The following is a 14,525-nucleotide window of genomic DNA, read 5'->3' on the forward strand; positions in this document are numbered from 1 at the left end:
ATCATTCGCTCCAGTATTTTTCAGGTCGGGCGATCCCAGGACCACATTCCACGGTGTACTCAACGATATCAACGCCGGGCCGCGTTAAATCAGCAAACCAGTCGCCTGACGGGCGTTTGGAAAGATCCACCATCTTGCGATCAGACAGATAGTCCAGCTCTCGTCGCAACTCCAGCGGTGTGGTATCCGGGTAAATGGCCCGTGCGATATCCAGCAACAACGTCTCACTGGCGGTGTACGGGCGGGTTTTATTGAGCGCGACCAGCAGACTCCAGCGCAGTCCCTCACGGCGCACGCGGGTGATATCAACCATGTTGTCCTCCGTTCATTCGATGCTGTTGCACCAGTTCCAGCTTGTTATAAACCGCGTCCAGCTTGGCTTCGATCACCGTTTGTCCACGGATGTAATCCTCGCGCCGGACATAGGTCACAGGCAGATCGGCCCGAAACTCCAGAAATTCCCGCTCAAGCCGCTGCCAGCCTTTTTCGCTCTGAGAGCGGCCTTGCTCTAGTGCGCCAAAACGTTCATTCAGGCGCAGCTCTATCTGCGCCAGCAGAATTTTCCCGGCAGCAAAGACGAACCCTAAAAAAACCAGCAACAGGCCCACCAGTTGCCAGAACTCCACTTCAATTTTCATTATTCCTTCCTGTTCTGTAGCGCAGCGAGGTGATCCAACAGGCCATTTACCTGCGCGGCAAGCTGCTGGTAACGTTCTCCGGCGTCGGCGCTGTGGGCGAGGATATCGCGTTGGGTAACGCCGGAGTCGCGTAGCCGGCTGTCAAGGGTGGCGGCGGCTGCGGACGTATCGCCAGCCCCGCTGGCAGCGGTGGTAGCGCCTGTTCCTGCGACGGCACCGAAGGCGGCGTTGTACTGCTGCACGAAGCCAGCAGTAAACACGCATTCAATAGGACGGCTATGACCGCGCTCATCAATCCAGCGTTGCGTAACATCATCAATTCTCCGCTTCAGGTTTTCGTTCTTCTGGCGTAATGACGCCGTGGTGGTGAGGTATTGCTGTTCGGCGGCATGGGCGGACGCGACCAGCTGCTGATAGCGCTGCTGCCATGCCTGTAAGGCGGCAGTGGCCTGTTCCGCTCGTTGCTGTTGCCGCTGTGCGATATCTGCCTGAAGTGAGGCTAATGCCGCCTTACTTTCAGTTCGCTGTTTTTCCAGTGCGGTATTGCCAGCGGATTCAGATATGGCGAATCCACTCTCATAACCGCTCTGGTAAATCAGCCACAGAACACACAGTAAGGCGGCAACCCATAGCAAGGTTTTCCACGGCAGCTCTTTAAGCAGGTTCAGCACAGCTACGACCTCCCCACATCAGATAGCGCGGCGCTAATTCCAGCAGGATGCGCTTCTGGTAATGGCGGTTCTCACGCCAGTTAGCTGCAGAACGCCCGGCATTGACGGTAGCGACATGCCCAAACCAGCGCTGATGGTCTAACCCACGCTGCGCCGCAAGCTTCTGATCGCGCTGTACCCAGCCCAGTCCGCCGTTGTAGCCGGAGAGCGTCATCGCCATCCGCTGGCAATCGTCAGCGGCAGTAATGCGTTGCCAAATCCAGCGGTCATAGCGGGTTAATGCGCGAATCGACCAGGCTGGATTAAATGGCTGACTGGTTTTCAGTTCCGGCAAGGTGTCGCTAATCCACGTCGCCGTAGTAGGCATAAACTGTGCCAGCCCCTGTGCGCCAACGGGCGATACCGCACGAGGATCCCAGCCGGATTTCTGATGGAGTTGCGCCGCAAAATCGGCCACGGGTGCATTCAGCCCCCCAGTCCAGCCGGGCGTTACGGATAAGGTCGCTACGGTATTGCTGGGCCGCAGCAGGCGGCTGGGCGGCATCACTATACAAGGCAACGACCAGCAGCAGAATGAATAGCAGTAGCAGCATACCAGTACCTGGATCGTTGTTACGGGTTCGATTAGCCATTTTATGGCCCCATCGCCACGGCCAGACAGACCGCCGCCACAATGATGGCGCGACGGATGAGAGCCACGGCGAATACCTGCTCGTAACCGGGTTTGATGGGATAAACTCCCCGAGCCATAAATGTCGGGTGGTACACCAGATACTGACCTAATGTGGCTTTGGGGAATAACGAGCGATCCAGCCAATAGCCCAACACAGCTGACAGCGTGATCAGTGAAATTTTGTAGATGACGACGGGGGAGTTGCTGCGGCGATACCAGCGCGATGACCGCCAATAACAGTGCGGCAGTCAGTTGCCAGCCAAAAGGGCGGCTTAGGCGCATGATATGAAATTTTTTGAGGTTCATGTTGCTGTCTCCTTGTGTAAGTGAAGACAGCATGACGCATCGCGGCACGCAGGGATTTTAAACGGCGTTAATAGTGGCAAGACAGAGATAAACGCCAGTATGGCGGGGAAAAGAGCGACTTGTCTGTGGTGGAACACCGGACAAGCCGTCAACACACAGATATGACCTGTGAGTCAACCGAGACTCTCCCGTTCTCGAGAACCGGAAAAGCCTACCGTATTTTCATCCTGTGAAAAAGGCTTACAGATAATGAAAGAGCAATCTTTACCCATCGTTCCGTGGATTGGTGGAAAACGCCGCCTGGCCAAACACATTCTGCCACTGTTTCCTGCCCATACCTGCTATGTCGAGCCGTTCTGCGGCGCGGCAGCGTTGTATTTTCTGAAGCACCCCAGCAAGGCTGAAGTGATCAACGATATCAATGGCGAACTGGTGAACCTGTATCGGGTGGTGAAACACCATCTGGAAGAATTTGTCCGGCAGTTCAAATGGGCGCTGGTCAGTCGTCAGATATACAAGTGGTTGCAGGCTGTCCCAGAAGAGACGCTGACGGATATTCAGCGTGCAGCCCGGTTCTACTACCTGCAAAAACAGGCATTCGGCGGCAAGGTGGAAGAGCCTACATTCGGTACGGCAACTACTGCACCACCGCGTTTTAACCTGCTACGCATTGAAGAAGAACTATCAATGGCGCACCTGCGGTTATCACGAACTGTGATTGAGCACCTCAATTGGGTGACATGCATCCAGCGTTATGATCGTCCACACATGCTGTTCTACTGCGATCCGCCGTACTGGGGAACGGAAGGTTATGGTGTCGGGTTTGGGCTGGAAAATTATGACCGCATGGTGCAACTGGCACGGGAGATCAAGGGGAAGATGATTATCTCGGTGAACGATATACCGGAAATGCGGCAGGCATTTGACGGGCTGAGCCTACAGAGCGTGGGGATCAAGTACAGCCTGTCGGGAAAACCAGCCCCACGACGGGAGCTGGTGATTTGTAATTTTTAAAAGGAAAAATCATGAGCTGGATACAGAACGAAAACGGGCACTGGTGCTTCGAACTTCGCCCTGATGAAAATCTGAAAGATGCCTATTACAGGTGCTTGGATACGCTTAACTGGCCATCGCCCGTGGATGGCCTTACGGTACACATCAGTGAAGCCGCCTGGGTTTGCCCGCTGGCTTTCCTTGCTGCGGCTATTGCTCAGGCTCTGAATGATTCAGAAGATCCAGAACTGCCTTTATCCAGTCTGAAATTGGGGATGGCGACTCCTTCTTAAGCGCCCCTTCAAAATATTCCCTGAGAGCCTGATTGGTAACCGGTTTTTTATTTTCCAGAAGGTGCAGCACTGCCTTCCCTACAGTGACGGGCAGCATTCCGGCTGCGCCTGAACGCAATGTTTGATCCATTTAGGCTTTCATCTTTTCTCGCTTTTTCTGCGGGAGATTCATTGTTCACAAAAATAGCGTCTTTAGAGGAATGTATCTTTAGTCAGTAATTTTCACTTCTATCTAGAAACCTTCGTGGGTCGTAAGCAGGCCAATAAAATCGTCATAACCAATGAGTTTTCCATCAATAACAACACCATCATGCCTGATTGTTCCCGCCAGTTTTCCATTTAGCATAGATGGTTGGTCGGACTGCCAGACAAGATGCTTCTGGGATAATGCATCCTGTATTTTTTTATGCAGCCCCAAGTAGGCGATATAAGGTGAGGATTCAACGGCTGATTTAAACTGATACCCTGGCCCATCAACCCGTTCAGTCGCCCAAATCCAAAACCCCATACCACTGGGTATCTCATAGAGAACGTTCTTAAATTTATGGAGAGTATTGGCGCAATCCACATATTCCCTGAACTCTGGTACTCCCGGAGCCAACATTTTGCTTTTGCTCACAACCACTCCGATTATTTTGTCTAAGCCCCACGGCGCATTACGCCGTCTTTCCTTTTCTGCTTACACGTCCTTGTTCCGCCAGCGCAAAGGCCGTTCGCTCCAGAGCGGCTTTATCAGACTCACTGAGGTGATCATAGTTATCCAATAAGGTTGATTTACGGCGAGTAAGTTCAGGCCGGAGTGCGGGGGCTGATGTGTTATGAAACCCAGTAACAACATATAAAACATCAACACCAAGCGCCGATAGTGCAGATAACTGCACCGCTGTTGGTGACGTTCTATCTTTCTCCCAATCGATAAACGTTCTTTTTGCCACACCAATAGCGTCAGCCATCCCTTGCTGCGTGAGGGATAACCTTTCCCTTTCTTCTTTTATGCGCAAACCTATCATGTGAGTTTTTCTGCACCCCCCTATTTACTGGTAAGGAGATTTGCACCATAATTAACCACGTAATAACGCAACAAACCACGGATGCGATTAACCGCAATCTACCACAAGGGGAGAGCAAAAGCAGCTATGACTCGCGATACCCAACTCATTAAATCGGCAAATAAATGGCCTCTTCCGTATCCGCAAACGCCACAGTCGGCCCGTGAGTACATTCAGGCTTATGGCCTGTGTGTCAGCGATATCAGCCGTTATACCTTTGTCGATTTGCTATCTGGGAAACAAAAGGGCCGACGTGGCAACGCACATAAAGCCGCAATTGTGCTTGGTCTGAAGCGTCAACCGCAGAAGGCAGCATGAATAAGCCAAATACATCCAGTTCAGGTGCTCGTATTCTGCGCGTCCTCAAGGCACTGCGCGGCCATACCCTGAACGGTGTTTCAAACGGTGAACTGGCGGCGGCACTGGACGATTATCCGGCCAACGTCAACCGCGCGTTGAGCACCCTTATTGAAGAGGGGCTGGCGCAAAAGCTGGATAACGGCAGATTTGCCCTTTCAATGCAGGCTCTGCAAATCGCGCAGGCACATGCGAACGAAATCGCCCGTGCGCAAGACCGTATTAACGAAATGAACCAACGCCTGCTGGCTGGCAGTCGCTAATAAGGAACAAGAACGATGGCACGTACCAAATCCCAATCCGTGGAGCTGGCTCCTGACGCACCACTTAATCCAGAACTGGCGGCAACGCAGAACCTGATGGCGACGGTCAGCAGCCAGTTTAATGACGAGCGTGACCTGCTGAACCAGCTACTGGGGCAGGCGCAGATGGCTGACGCTTTCGAGCAATTTTCGCGAACGGTTCGCACTTCTAAATTGGCTTTTGTTAAGGAAAACAAGCTATACCGTGGATTGAAAGGAATGAAAACTGCGAACGGTTCACAATTTACTGGAACATGGGATGATTTTTGCCAACTGCTCGGCATGTCCAGGGATAAGGTTGAGTTAGACATTGCCAACCTCCGCGCCTTCGGCGAAGAAGCCCTTGAATCCATGTCCCGCATGGGCATCGGCTATAGCGAACTGCGCCAGTTCCGCCGTCTGCCGGAAGACCAGAAAAGCGCACTGATTGAAGTGGCCAGAGACGGTGACAAAACGGCACTGCTGGAACTGGCCGAGGAAATGATCGCCAAGCACGCCAAGGAAAAAGAAGACCTCAAAACCGACCTGGAAATCAGCCGTCAGACCGTGGCCGAGAAGAAAGACATCATCAACGCCCTGGAAGATGAGAAAGAAGACCTGCGTACCCGCCTGACGCGGCGCTCTGCCAAAGAGACCCCGGATGAAGAAAGCGCGGCGATTGAGATCGAGGTGGACGGCTTAAAAACGGCGTGGTCAGCGCCCTGGGCGAACTGCAAAGCGGCTTCAATGCGCTGAACGGGCACCACGAACGCACCAGCATCAACCACTACATGCTCGGCATCCTTAATGACTTGCAGTTCCAGCTCGATGGCCTGCGCCAGCAGTTCAACCTGCCGGAATACCAGCCTATCGACACCGTACCGGATTGGGTAAAGGAATCACAGGAGAACAACCATGAGTAATACACCTGTAATGGACAGCCCTGAAGTGCTGGGCCACGCACTGTGCCACCATGTCCCTGATATGCGCAAGGGCTTCACTATCCAGACCCGCCACAGTGATATCTATGTGACCGCTGATGACGCCGCGCCGTTTGCTAGCGCAATGGAGCGCTTGTTGATGCGCAAGATCTCCCTGATTCAGGATGAGCAACTGGAACAGGGCAGCGATACGTCGCTTTATCCAATTTATACCCCAAAAAGTGCCGCCCAACTGGAGCGGAATCTCGCCACCATTGAGGAGAACAACCGTCGGATTCAGGCTCTTAAACCAGTTATTGAAGCACAAACTGCCACCCAGGAGTTATATTTCGCAATATCGAAAGAAGCCGAACAGAAAGTCCTTCAAAATATACGTGAGCGGCGAACTCAGACAGAACAGGCGACATGCGAGGCTACCCGCGCAAATGGCAAATGCCTTCTTAGTGAGAAAGAGATTGCTCAAAATCTCATGATGGGTCGGGTGGGCGGCGAAGAATTTGACGATAAATATAACGCAGCCCTTCAAGAGCCGATAACCCAGCAAAACTCGACCAAACATGAAGAGCTATCACATGAAGAGAAAGCTCACCTGACCTCTCAAATCAATGCATTGCAGGATGTTGTAAAACAAGAATGCGATAGAGCCCAAAAACAGATGCCTGGTCTGGAGTGGCTGGCCATAGCCATGATGGCATATGAAGACAAAGCCATTCCTGCAAACAGTGTTATCAACATGATCCGGAATCATTTCAACCTGCCCACACCAATTTTTCCGGCAACCAGCCTGTTGGGGAAACTCAGTCACAGGTTGTATACGGGGCGCGTCTATGATACAGCATCTGACGCAAAAGCTGGAGACTGACATGGCCATACAATCCCTCAGTATACACACAAGGCACGCGCGTTTGTGGAGGACGCGTCATGAGATCATCTCGCGACAGCCACCATCGAATGCCCATATGGTGAAGCATTTTAATGCCGTGGTCATCATGGCGGGCTTCGCTTATCCAAGCACCCAGTTTGGCCTCATCTATATAGAGGGCGAACTGCGTGAACTTACCAATATCGGCCTCAAGCTTGGCGTGCTCGCGAAGTATTGCATCGTGATTACGTGTCAGGGACTGAAATGCTTTCCACAGCAGGTCAGCGCCATAGCGGCGGGAAAACTCATCGAACGATACGGCTATAGCTTCATGTACAGACCAGTATCCTCGATCTTTTATGGGGTCATCTTTCATCTTTAATCTTTCATCTTGTCATCCTGATTCTGTTTGTAAAAAAACAAATTATCACGGTCACAAGAAAATCGGTAATAAATGAGGTGGGACTATGAACCCTGTCCTTGCTCAGCGACTTGTTGCTATCGCCGAAGCGGCCAGCGCTGCCGGGCATGGCAATAAAGAGTCGGTTTATCAGGCCGCCTGCGAGGAACTGCAAATGTCACGCGCCACATTACTCAAAAAGCTGAATGCAGTCCGCGCCCCCAAGCCGCGCAAACAGCGGGCTGATGCGGGCGAGACCGCACTGACGCGCGATGAGGCACTGACCATTTCTGGCACGCTGATGGAAACCATTCGCGGCACCGGCAAGCGTACCCTGAGCGTGGAGAAAGCTATCGACAGCCTGCGCGACAACGGATTCATACTGGCCGAAAAGGTAGATCAAAAGACTGGAGAAATTTCACCACTATCAACCAGTGCAATTACCCGTGCGCTGAAGCAGTACAAACTGCACCCCAATCAGCTGCGTGCACCCCACCGGCGCAGCAGCTGGCCAGCCTGTATCCCAACCACGTCTGGCAACTGGATGCATCCATCTGCGTGCTCTATTACCTCAAGAACCCGGCCAAGGGTGTGCGGGGCGATACCGGCCTGCGCATCATGGATGAGCTGGAGTTCAACAAGAAAAAGCCAGCTAACGTGGCTAAGGTGGTTAACGATCGCGTCTGGTCATTTGAGGGCACCGACCATACCACCGGCTGGATTTATCTGGAGTACCGCTTCGGGGGTGAGACCACCGAGAACTTTACCTCGGTACTGATCAACATGATGCAGGAGCGCGGCGGCGCTGATGTACTGCATGGCGTACCGCGTATCCTGTTTACCGACCCCGGCGCGGCGCTCAAGTCCCCGACGATGGCCAACCTGTGCCAGGCGCTGGGCATTCAGTTGATTTCCCACAAGGCCCGTAACGCCCGTGCCACCGGTTCGGTGGAAAAAGCGCGTGACATTCTGGAGCGCGATTTTGAGCACGGCCTGCGCTTCTGCCGCGTGGACAACATCGACGAACTGAACCGGCTGGCGCGGCTGTGGCGCATGAAGTTCAACCGCACCGCCATTCACAGCCGCTACGGCATGACACGTACCGATAAATGGCTGCTGATCACTGAGCTGCAACTGATTAAAGCGCCATCCGTTGAGGTATGCCGCGAGGCGGCGGTGTCTGCGCTGGTGAGCTGCAAGGTGGACACCTTCTTGCGCATTCGCTTTCGCAAGCGTCAGTTTGATGTCTCTTCCGTGCCGGGCATCTATGTGGGCGACAGCCTGATGGTGGCGAGAAATATCTACCGTGACGACCAGGCACAGGTGGTACTGACGGGCGAAGACGGGTTTATAACCTTCTTCCTGGTTGATGAGGTCATGAAGGATGAGCACGGTTTTGCCGTGGATTCGCCGGTAATTGGCCATGAATTCCGCGCACTGCCGCAAAGCGTGGCCGAGCAGCATAAGGAATAGGTTGAACAGCGCGTGTATGGCACCCAAAGCAAGGAAGAGACTGAGGCTGCGAAGAAGGCCAAAGCCGTGCCGTTCGGCGGACGTTTCAACCCCTATCTTGATATTGAACGGGATGATCATCCCACTTATCTGCCAAAACGCGGGCAAGCATAAGAGGTACGTGGACCACGTATTGAACAACAGCCATTGACCCATGTGGAAGCAGCCAAAGTATTACGGGAGAAGTTCAGCACCACAGGCAAGGTATGGTCACCAGAGTACTATCGCCAGTTAACGGCGCTGTATCCAGATGGCGTCCCTGCTGACGAGCTAGACGACGTCACCAACGCACTGCTGACGCCGATTTCCGGCAACGTTATCAACATTGTCAACGGTAACTAAGGGGAACATGCTGGTACTGAAACAACAGTTAAAACTGGCCCGGCTCTCGCAGGCCGTTGTCGCCAGAAATATCGCTGTGTCAGAGGCCACGCTGGCACAAATTGTTAATCACGACCAGTGGCCACGCACCAACACCGGGGAAATTCGCCAGCGTCTGACAGCCTTTCTGTCGGCTAATGGCATTGAAACACAACGTAGTTTTGATGCTGTGCAGGACGGCACATCCTGCACAGCAGATACCACAGACCTGACAACGGAGGAAAACATGTTACTCAAAAAACAGGTGTTATTTCCAGCAACAAAAAAGGCATTCGGACTGTTCCGTGACCCGTTTGCTGACGATGCTATGCAGGGCGCGGAGGATGTCTTTACCACGCAGGATATACGCTACGTGCGTGAGTCACTATATCAGACCGCGAAACATGGCGGATTTATGGCGGTTATCGGCGAGTCTGGCGCGGGTAAATCGACGCTGCGCCGTGACCTTATCGAACGCATCAACCGCGAGAACGCGCCCGTTATCGTCATTGAGCCGTATGTGATTGCGATGGAAGACAACGACGTTAAAGGTAAGACGCTGAAAGCTGCCGCCATTGCCGAAGCGATCATCAACACCATCGCCCCGCTGTAAGGCGTAAAACGGTCGCAAGAAGCACGTTATCGCCAACTGCACCGGGTACTAAAAGACAGCAACAATGCGGGATACAGCCACTTTCTGGTAATTAAAGAGGCCCACAGTCTGCCGATCCCAACGCTGAAACACCTCAAGCGATTTTTTGAGTTGGAAAGCGGGTTTAAGAAGTTGCTGTCTATCGTGCTGATCGGCCAGCCAGAGCTGGCCGTCAAGTTAAGCGAACGCAATATGGAGGTACGCGAAGTTGTTCAACGCTGTGAAGTCGTCGAGTTGCTGCCGCTTGATAACAGCCTGGAAGCGTTTTTGACATTCAAATTTGAGCGCACAGGCAAAAAGCTAACCGACATGATGGACAGCAGCGCGATTGAAGCTATTCGCGGGCGTCTCAGCAGCAATCTCGGCAGTCGGAAGAAGGTCAGCCTGTTGTATCCGCTGGCCGTTTCCAACTTGGTGATTGCTGCAATGAATCTGGCCGCTGATATTGGCGTGCCAGTGGTTAATGCTGATGTGGTTAAGGGGGTTTAAATGGCCGACGTTAAACGTTACGGAATTAACTGGTTCGGTGAGCTAGATTTGGTTGTTGAAATCGATCATGACGTGGCCACTAGCGACATGCTGACAGAAATCAATAGCTTCTGGGGTGACAGTAGTTCTCGTCTACGTGATGCAAATGGAGACGTAATCATCGCCATTCTCGAAATGTTAGGTCAGCTCTGTTTTCAGTTAACCACAGCATATGGCTATGGCATTCAAAGACTGATTCGGGAATTTGAAACTATCGAAGGATGGCCACGCATGGATGGTTCACATGGTTTCAAACTCATTGACTGCGATGAATTGGCGTTTGAAACCTGCGACATTTCCGTTAGTGAAGTCATCGAATAATACGTACAGGGGTGAAAAATGAAATCGATCCCGAATATTAAGCAGCAATTGTCAGACCTAAATTTAGCACTGGCATCATTGAACGCGATGAACGCAACAGTACAGAGCATAATGATGTGTGGTAAACAGCCTGTCATCCGTATTGCCAAAAACGGTCACTGCATGAAGTTAATTGAAAGCGGTAAGGCTTTTTATAACCAAATTGGGCTTAGCCAAACAGGACCATTTCGGCAAGGTATGTTTGAACAACATGGATGCCGGATTATCTGGTCGGAATCGCTATTACATTGATGAGAAATAAAACAATATTAATAAATACTAATTAAACCACTACCAACAGGTGATTAAAAATGGCAAAAACGAAAAAGCGGCTAAAAGCTGCGGCGGTTTCCTACGCCGCGCAGACGAAAGAAGAGGTTATTTCCGGTATTAAACAGCTCGGCGATATTCAACGGTAATTAACGCGTATTGAAACGGAAATGAATGATCAAATCGCGGCGGTTACGGAGTACCACTCCCCAGTCATCGAACAACTGAAAGCCAAGCGTGAAGAACCTCAGAGTGGTATCCAGACCTGGTGTGAAGCCAACCGTGACGAATTCACAAATGGCGAAAAGGTGAAAACAGCCAACCTGACCACGGGAGAAGTACAGTGGCGTAATCGCCCGCCGTCATGCGGCATTCGCGGGGCGGAGGCTGTTATCGAATTATTAAAACGCCTAAAACTGGATCGCTTTATTCGGGTGAAAGAGGAAATCAATAAAGACGCGATATTAAATGAACCCACAGTCGTAAAAAACATTCCTGGTATCACCATCAAAAAGGATGTTGAAGACTTTGCCATCATCCCATTTGAGCAAGAGGTGGAATAGATGACACTGAAATGTATGATATGCAAAAAACCCATCAAGTTTTTAGACCCAATAAGTTCATATATTACTGAGGGTTCAGTTAATGGAGGCTGGAATATTTATCTGATACTGGCATGTCCATGTTGCAAACAAAAGTACAACACATTTATTCCTACTGGCGAATTTACATTACTGGATGAGGACACCGAATGAAAAAGTTACCTGTCCATAATCGTTCAACGCTGTACCGTATGGCGTTAAAGCACTTTGGCCCTGAATTTCAGTCGCTAAAACTTATCGAAAAAGCGGCGGAATTAGGGGTGGCTGCATCCTGCAATCTTAACGGCCTCGGTAACGAGGTAGCTTTAGCAGAGGAAATGGCCGACGTTGAGATCATGATCGAACAGTTCCGCCTGAACGGCATGGATAAATTAATCGAACTGGCTAAACACAATAAATTAAAGCGACTGGCTGAAAGGATGGAGGTGGAATATGTCGGCGACAAATAAAAATATATTGGTGAAATGCACTCGCTGCCGTCATAAACATCTGGAATCAGAACGGTTAGAAAAGCGCAATTTCAAAAATAGATCTTTCCCAATTTATGATTTGGTCTGTCCGCGTTGTGATGGCAAAAGCTATTACGATCTAACGCCACAGGTTGCATGGTGCTGGGCCAGCGGTCTAATTGAGATAGGCGATACATTGCCTACAGATAAGGCCGATGGTTCAGGCGCTATCCAGATAGCTACGGGACCAAAATACGCATTAAAAAGCTGGCTGGAAGTTGTCGCCCGCCACGGTAAGGGGGAAAGCGCTGGAAAGTTGTTAATTCCAGGCGTACCTGAAGCGCCGAATGGTGATGCCGCACTGGAGGCATTAGAGGCATAGTTAAAGTGGCGCAAGCCGAAAGCGAATAAACGCGATGGTATTACTGTTGCCTGCGGAGGTGACGCGTGATTATTGGCTTCATATTACTGGTATCGGCCTGTGTCGCTGATTTCTGCGATGCAATGCCTGTTTCAGACGACATTTATCTGAACCGAGAATCTTGCCAGCTAGTCTTGGACGCCATTCATGAGCGCCGCCCTGAAGCCATATTGCTGTGTGGTGAAGTGTGGCGGGAGGAAAGCGATGACAAAGAATCAACTGATTAAGTTGATCTATATAGCCAAACGCGATCTGCAACTGGACGATGATACCTACCGCCAGTTGCTAATCACCGTTACAGGCAAAGCATCAACGCGGGACATGACAGTCCCGCAGTTAGATACTGTGCTGGGTGCCATGAAGAAGCGCGGGTTTAGGATCAAAACGGCAAAAAAGGCTAATAGCACTCGTCCACTGGATGATGCCCCCCAGTCCCGAAAAATCCGGGCATTGTGGCTGGAAATGGCCGATGCAGGCATTATTCGTGACCGTTCTGAAGCGGCTCTGGCACATTGGGTGAAGCGTGAAACCGGCGTTGATAGCCTGCAATGGCTGAATTCAGAACAGGCCTGCGCCATCACTGAGAAGCTGAAGCAGTGGCAATGCCGCGTAAGGAAGCCAGAATGAACAATGGCAATAATTTCCGCAGAAAGGGCCAGAGCTATTGGTGGAACTGGCGCAGCATACCGCCAGCACAATCAAGGAGGTTGTTGAGATCGACACTGCCATCGCTGAACAAATCGGTGAGGCAGTGGCCAACCGCATGATGCAGGTTTGGGGCGGACAAAGCGTCTACTTTCCTATGGGAACGTTATGGCGTATCTCCCAGCGCGATCACGACATCTTCAACGACTTCAATGGCCGCAATCATCATGACCTGGCACGTAAGTACGGCGTTTCTCTTCAGTGGGTTTACAGCGTGATCAAGCGAGCCATAACGGCGGAGACAGATAGGCTTCAGGGCCGTCTGTTTGATGGTGACGGTGAACCTAATGACGAACCGGAACCGGTGGAGTAAAATTTCATAGGCCGAACAGAAGAATGACTAAATTTTTCGTCCGGCCTTTTTTCACATACTGTAAGAGAATTACAATTACCATCCAATCTTTTCCCTATTCACCCCATGTAGTCCCACAATTATCTCGCAAACTCTGTACTGTTTACCTCACTCCTAATCAGGTTGAGGTGCGTGCGGCGCGCGATTATCTGGTGGTGCTGGAAAACCAACAACAGGTCGAAGCGTTAACGCCAGATATTCACGCCATGAAACCATTGGGCAAACTGGTGTGCGTGACGGCACCGGGAGACGACTATGATTTTGTCAGCCGCTTTTTCTGCCCGGGAGAAGCCGTTGTCGGAGATCCGGTCACTAGCTCGGCGCACAGCATGTTGATTCCCTACTGGCACGATCGATTAGGAAAAAACACGATGCGTGCACGTCAGGTTTCACCCCGTGGCGGCGATTTGCATTGCCAATGGCAAGGCGATCGGGTGCTGATTAGCGGCCAGGCGGTCACCTATCTGGAAGGCAAGATCTTCTTGCGTTAACCGCAAACGTGGTGCTGCCGGGATGGCGCTTATGGCGGCTCCCGGCGATTAAAAGATTTTCTCTTGCAGCACCCATACTGCCGTTTCCACACGCGATTTCAGCTTCATTTTTTTCAGCAGATGCTTAACGTGCACCTTCACTGTACTTTCCGTGATGGAAAGCTTGCGTGCAATCACCTTATTGGCCAGCCCTTGTGCCAGCAGTTTCAGAATATCGCGCTCACGGGGCGTCAACTGCTGAATGCTGCGATCGCTTCCCTGCCGGTTTTCCCGCAGGCTGGCAGTGAGGATAGGCATCAGGGTTTCGCTAAGCATCATCATTTCCTCCTGCACAACAGAAACTCTGGGCGTTTTAGAAA

The 14,525-nt window shown here is 51.5% G+C and carries 20 protein-coding genes and 7 pseudogenes; 19 read left to right on the plus strand and 8 right to left on the minus strand.

Translation table 11 applies throughout. The annotated features are described in order from the left end of the window. Position 1: 1 nt before the first annotated feature. The 5 genes and pseudogenes from JZM30_RS02680 to JZM30_RS02700 all read right to left on the minus strand — a co-directional run bounded on the left by JZM30_RS02680 (position 2) and on the right by JZM30_RS02700 (position 2,288). The gene (locus JZM30_RS02680) at positions 2 to 313 is read right to left on the minus strand and encodes a hypothetical protein (RefSeq protein ID WP_252317478.1); all 312 of its coding nucleotides are present in this window, start codon (positions 311 to 313) and stop codon (positions 2 to 4) included. Continuing rightward, the gene (locus tag JZM30_RS02685; RefSeq protein WP_252317479.1) at positions 306 to 638 is read right to left on the minus strand and encodes a hypothetical protein; all 333 of its coding nucleotides are present in this window, start codon (positions 636 to 638) and stop codon (positions 306 to 308) included. The genes JZM30_RS02680 and JZM30_RS02685 overlap by 8 nt, the downstream gene beginning before the upstream one ends. Next, positions 638 to 1,309, minus strand: coding sequence for a hypothetical protein (locus JZM30_RS02690; RefSeq protein WP_252317480.1), 672 nt, complete (start codon positions 1,307 to 1,309; stop codon positions 638 to 640). Before JZM30_RS02690 ends, JZM30_RS02685 begins: the two co-directional genes overlap by 1 nt. Then, positions 1,293 to 1,902 (minus strand): annotated as a pseudogene (locus JZM30_RS02695) (transglycosylase SLT domain-containing protein). The gene JZM30_RS02690 and the pseudogene JZM30_RS02695 overlap by 17 nt, the downstream one beginning before the upstream one ends. 40 nt (positions 1,903 to 1,942) lie before the next feature. Continuing rightward, positions 1,943 to 2,288, minus strand: a pseudogene (locus JZM30_RS02700) (putative holin). Between the two features lie 249 nt (positions 2,289 to 2,537). On the opposite strand from JZM30_RS02700, the gene JZM30_RS02705 reads away from it, so the two are divergent. Both JZM30_RS02705 and JZM30_RS02710 read left to right on the plus strand, forming a co-directional pair. Next, positions 2,538 to 3,302 (plus strand): DNA adenine methylase, encoded by a 765-nt coding sequence (locus JZM30_RS02705; protein ID WP_252317481.1) that lies wholly within the window; start codon positions 2,538 to 2,540, stop codon positions 3,300 to 3,302. Positions 3,303 to 3,313: 11 nt separating this feature from the next. After that, positions 3,314 to 3,574: a hypothetical protein gene (locus JZM30_RS02710; RefSeq protein WP_252317482.1), complete on the plus strand. Its 261-nt coding sequence runs from the start codon at positions 3,314 to 3,316 to the stop codon at positions 3,572 to 3,574. 232 nt (positions 3,575 to 3,806) lie between these two features. Here JZM30_RS02710 and JZM30_RS02715 read toward each other — a convergent pair whose 3' ends face one another. Both JZM30_RS02715 and JZM30_RS02720 read right to left on the minus strand, forming a co-directional pair. Further along, the gene (locus JZM30_RS02715; protein WP_252317483.1) at positions 3,807 to 4,193 is read right to left on the minus strand and encodes a DUF7713 domain-containing protein; all 387 of its coding nucleotides are present in this window, start codon (positions 4,191 to 4,193) and stop codon (positions 3,807 to 3,809) included. Between the two features lie 37 nt (positions 4,194 to 4,230). Then, positions 4,231 to 4,584, minus strand: a complete 354-nt coding sequence (locus JZM30_RS02720; RefSeq protein WP_252317484.1) for a helix-turn-helix domain-containing protein — start codon at positions 4,582 to 4,584, stop codon at positions 4,231 to 4,233. A 126-nt stretch (positions 4,585 to 4,710) separates the two neighbouring features. On the opposite strand from JZM30_RS02720, the gene JZM30_RS02725 reads away from it, so the two are divergent. From JZM30_RS02725 to JZM30_RS02805, 17 genes and pseudogenes are all read left to right on the plus strand, one after another. Further along, positions 4,711 to 4,941: a helix-turn-helix domain-containing protein gene (locus JZM30_RS02725; RefSeq protein WP_252317485.1), complete on the plus strand. Its 231-nt coding sequence runs from the start codon at positions 4,711 to 4,713 to the stop codon at positions 4,939 to 4,941. Beyond that, positions 4,938 to 5,243, plus strand: a complete 306-nt coding sequence (locus JZM30_RS02730; protein ID WP_252317486.1) for a helix-turn-helix domain-containing protein — start codon at positions 4,938 to 4,940, stop codon at positions 5,241 to 5,243. The genes JZM30_RS02725 and JZM30_RS02730 overlap by 4 nt, the downstream gene beginning before the upstream one ends. Before the next feature lie 15 nt (positions 5,244 to 5,258). Then, entirely contained in the window at positions 5,259 to 6,017 is a 759-nt protein-coding gene (locus JZM30_RS02735) for a hypothetical protein (protein ID WP_252317487.1), read from the plus strand. Then, on the plus strand, positions 5,972 to 6,184 hold the full coding sequence (locus tag JZM30_RS02740; RefSeq protein ID WP_252317488.1) for a hypothetical protein: 213 nt from the start codon (positions 5,972 to 5,974) through the stop codon (positions 6,182 to 6,184). Before JZM30_RS02735 ends, JZM30_RS02740 begins: the two co-directional genes overlap by 46 nt. Next, entirely contained in the window at positions 6,177 to 7,064 is an 888-nt protein-coding gene (locus tag JZM30_RS02745) for a hypothetical protein (RefSeq protein WP_252317489.1), read from the plus strand. Before JZM30_RS02740 ends, JZM30_RS02745 begins: the two co-directional genes overlap by 8 nt. A 97-nt stretch (positions 7,065 to 7,161) precedes the next feature. Continuing rightward, the gene (locus tag JZM30_RS02750) at positions 7,162 to 7,446 is read left to right on the plus strand and encodes a hypothetical protein (RefSeq protein ID WP_252317490.1); all 285 of its coding nucleotides are present in this window, start codon (positions 7,162 to 7,164) and stop codon (positions 7,444 to 7,446) included. An 85-nt stretch (positions 7,447 to 7,531) separates the two neighbouring features. Continuing rightward, positions 7,532 to 9,318, plus strand: a pseudogene (locus tag JZM30_RS02755) (integrase). A gap of 7 nt (positions 9,319 to 9,325) precedes the next feature. Continuing rightward, positions 9,326 to 10,477 (plus strand): annotated as a pseudogene (locus JZM30_RS02760) (ExeA family protein). Next, positions 10,478 to 10,837 (plus strand): DUF2528 family protein, encoded by a 360-nt coding sequence (locus JZM30_RS02765; protein WP_252317491.1) that lies wholly within the window; start codon positions 10,478 to 10,480, stop codon positions 10,835 to 10,837. 18 nt (positions 10,838 to 10,855) lie between these two features. Further along, the gene (locus JZM30_RS02770) at positions 10,856 to 11,128 is read left to right on the plus strand and encodes an HI_1482 family protein (protein ID WP_252317492.1); all 273 of its coding nucleotides are present in this window, start codon (positions 10,856 to 10,858) and stop codon (positions 11,126 to 11,128) included. A gap of 59 nt (positions 11,129 to 11,187) precedes the next feature. Beyond that, positions 11,188 to 11,709: pseudogene (locus tag JZM30_RS02775) on the plus strand (host-nuclease inhibitor Gam family protein). 188 nt (positions 11,710 to 11,897) lie between these two features. Next, on the plus strand, positions 11,898 to 12,197 hold the full coding sequence (locus JZM30_RS02780) for a nucleoside triphosphate pyrophosphohydrolase family protein (RefSeq protein ID WP_252317493.1): 300 nt from the start codon (positions 11,898 to 11,900) through the stop codon (positions 12,195 to 12,197). Further along, positions 12,181 to 12,579, plus strand: coding sequence for a hypothetical protein (locus tag JZM30_RS02785; RefSeq protein WP_252317494.1), 399 nt, complete (start codon positions 12,181 to 12,183; stop codon positions 12,577 to 12,579). Before JZM30_RS02780 ends, JZM30_RS02785 begins: the two co-directional genes overlap by 17 nt. 65 nt (positions 12,580 to 12,644) lie before the next feature. Then, complete coding sequence (locus JZM30_RS02790; RefSeq protein WP_252317495.1) at positions 12,645 to 12,845, plus strand: hypothetical protein; 201 nt, start codon at positions 12,645 to 12,647, stop codon at positions 12,843 to 12,845. Then, positions 12,823 to 13,245 (plus strand): gp16 family protein, encoded by a 423-nt coding sequence (locus JZM30_RS02795; RefSeq protein WP_252317496.1) that lies wholly within the window; start codon positions 12,823 to 12,825, stop codon positions 13,243 to 13,245. The genes JZM30_RS02790 and JZM30_RS02795 overlap by 23 nt, the downstream gene beginning before the upstream one ends. Positions 13,246 to 13,282: 37 nt before the next feature. Next, complete coding sequence (locus tag JZM30_RS02800) at positions 13,283 to 13,636, plus strand: Mor transcription activator family protein (RefSeq protein WP_252317497.1); 354 nt, start codon at positions 13,283 to 13,285, stop codon at positions 13,634 to 13,636. Between the two features lie 161 nt (positions 13,637 to 13,797). Next, positions 13,798 to 14,166, plus strand: a pseudogene (locus tag JZM30_RS02805) (PhzF family phenazine biosynthesis protein); the annotation flags it as partial. A gap of 48 nt (positions 14,167 to 14,214) precedes the next feature. On the opposite strand, the pseudogene JZM30_RS02810 reads toward JZM30_RS02805, so the two are convergent. Beyond that, a pseudogene (locus JZM30_RS02810) lies at positions 14,215 to 14,484 on the minus strand (LuxR C-terminal-related transcriptional regulator); the annotation flags it as partial. Positions 14,485 to 14,525 lie beyond the last annotated feature (41 nt).

Origin of the sequence: Candidatus Symbiopectobacterium endolongispinus, assembly GCF_018777385.1 — a bacterium.
Classification (GTDB): domain Bacteria; phylum Pseudomonadota; class Gammaproteobacteria; order Enterobacterales; family Enterobacteriaceae; genus Symbiopectobacterium; species Symbiopectobacterium endolongispinus.

What these genes read in the sequence shown, in the direction of transcription:
- JZM30_RS02705 (WP_252317481.1), top strand. Translation starts at nt 2,538, where the DNA reads ATGAAAGAGCAATCTTTACCCATCGTTCCGTGGATTGGTGGAAAACGC.
- JZM30_RS02795 (WP_252317496.1), top strand. Translation starts at nt 12,823, where the DNA reads ATGACAAAGAATCAACTGATTAAGTTGATCTATATAGCCAAACGCGAT.
- JZM30_RS02750 (WP_252317490.1), top strand. Translation starts at nt 7,162, where the DNA reads ATGGTGAAGCATTTTAATGCCGTGGTCATCATGGCGGGCTTCGCTTAT.
- JZM30_RS02745 (WP_252317489.1), top strand. Translation starts at nt 6,177, where the DNA reads ATGAGTAATACACCTGTAATGGACAGCCCTGAAGTGCTGGGCCACGCA.
- JZM30_RS02685 (WP_252317479.1), bottom strand. Translation starts at nt 638, where the DNA reads ATGAAAATTGAAGTGGAGTTCTGGCAACTGGTGGGCCTGTTGCTGGTT.
- JZM30_RS02735 (WP_252317487.1), top strand. Translation starts at nt 5,259, where the DNA reads ATGGCACGTACCAAATCCCAATCCGTGGAGCTGGCTCCTGACGCACCA.
- JZM30_RS02730 (WP_252317486.1), top strand. Translation starts at nt 4,938, where the DNA reads ATGAATAAGCCAAATACATCCAGTTCAGGTGCTCGTATTCTGCGCGTC.
- JZM30_RS02780 (WP_252317493.1), top strand. Translation starts at nt 11,898, where the DNA reads ATGAAAAAGTTACCTGTCCATAATCGTTCAACGCTGTACCGTATGGCG.
- JZM30_RS02710 (WP_252317482.1), top strand. Translation starts at nt 3,314, where the DNA reads ATGAGCTGGATACAGAACGAAAACGGGCACTGGTGCTTCGAACTTCGC.
- JZM30_RS02725 (WP_252317485.1), top strand. Translation starts at nt 4,711, where the DNA reads ATGACTCGCGATACCCAACTCATTAAATCGGCAAATAAATGGCCTCTT.
- JZM30_RS02770 (WP_252317492.1), top strand. Translation starts at nt 10,856, where the DNA reads ATGAAATCGATCCCGAATATTAAGCAGCAATTGTCAGACCTAAATTTA.
- JZM30_RS02765 (WP_252317491.1), top strand. Translation starts at nt 10,478, where the DNA reads ATGGCCGACGTTAAACGTTACGGAATTAACTGGTTCGGTGAGCTAGAT.
- JZM30_RS02720 (WP_252317484.1), bottom strand. Translation starts at nt 4,584, where the DNA reads ATGATAGGTTTGCGCATAAAAGAAGAAAGGGAAAGGTTATCCCTCACG.
- JZM30_RS02680 (WP_252317478.1), bottom strand. Translation starts at nt 313, where the DNA reads ATGGTTGATATCACCCGCGTGCGCCGTGAGGGACTGCGCTGGAGTCTG.
- JZM30_RS02785 (WP_252317494.1), top strand. Translation starts at nt 12,181, where the DNA reads ATGTCGGCGACAAATAAAAATATATTGGTGAAATGCACTCGCTGCCGT.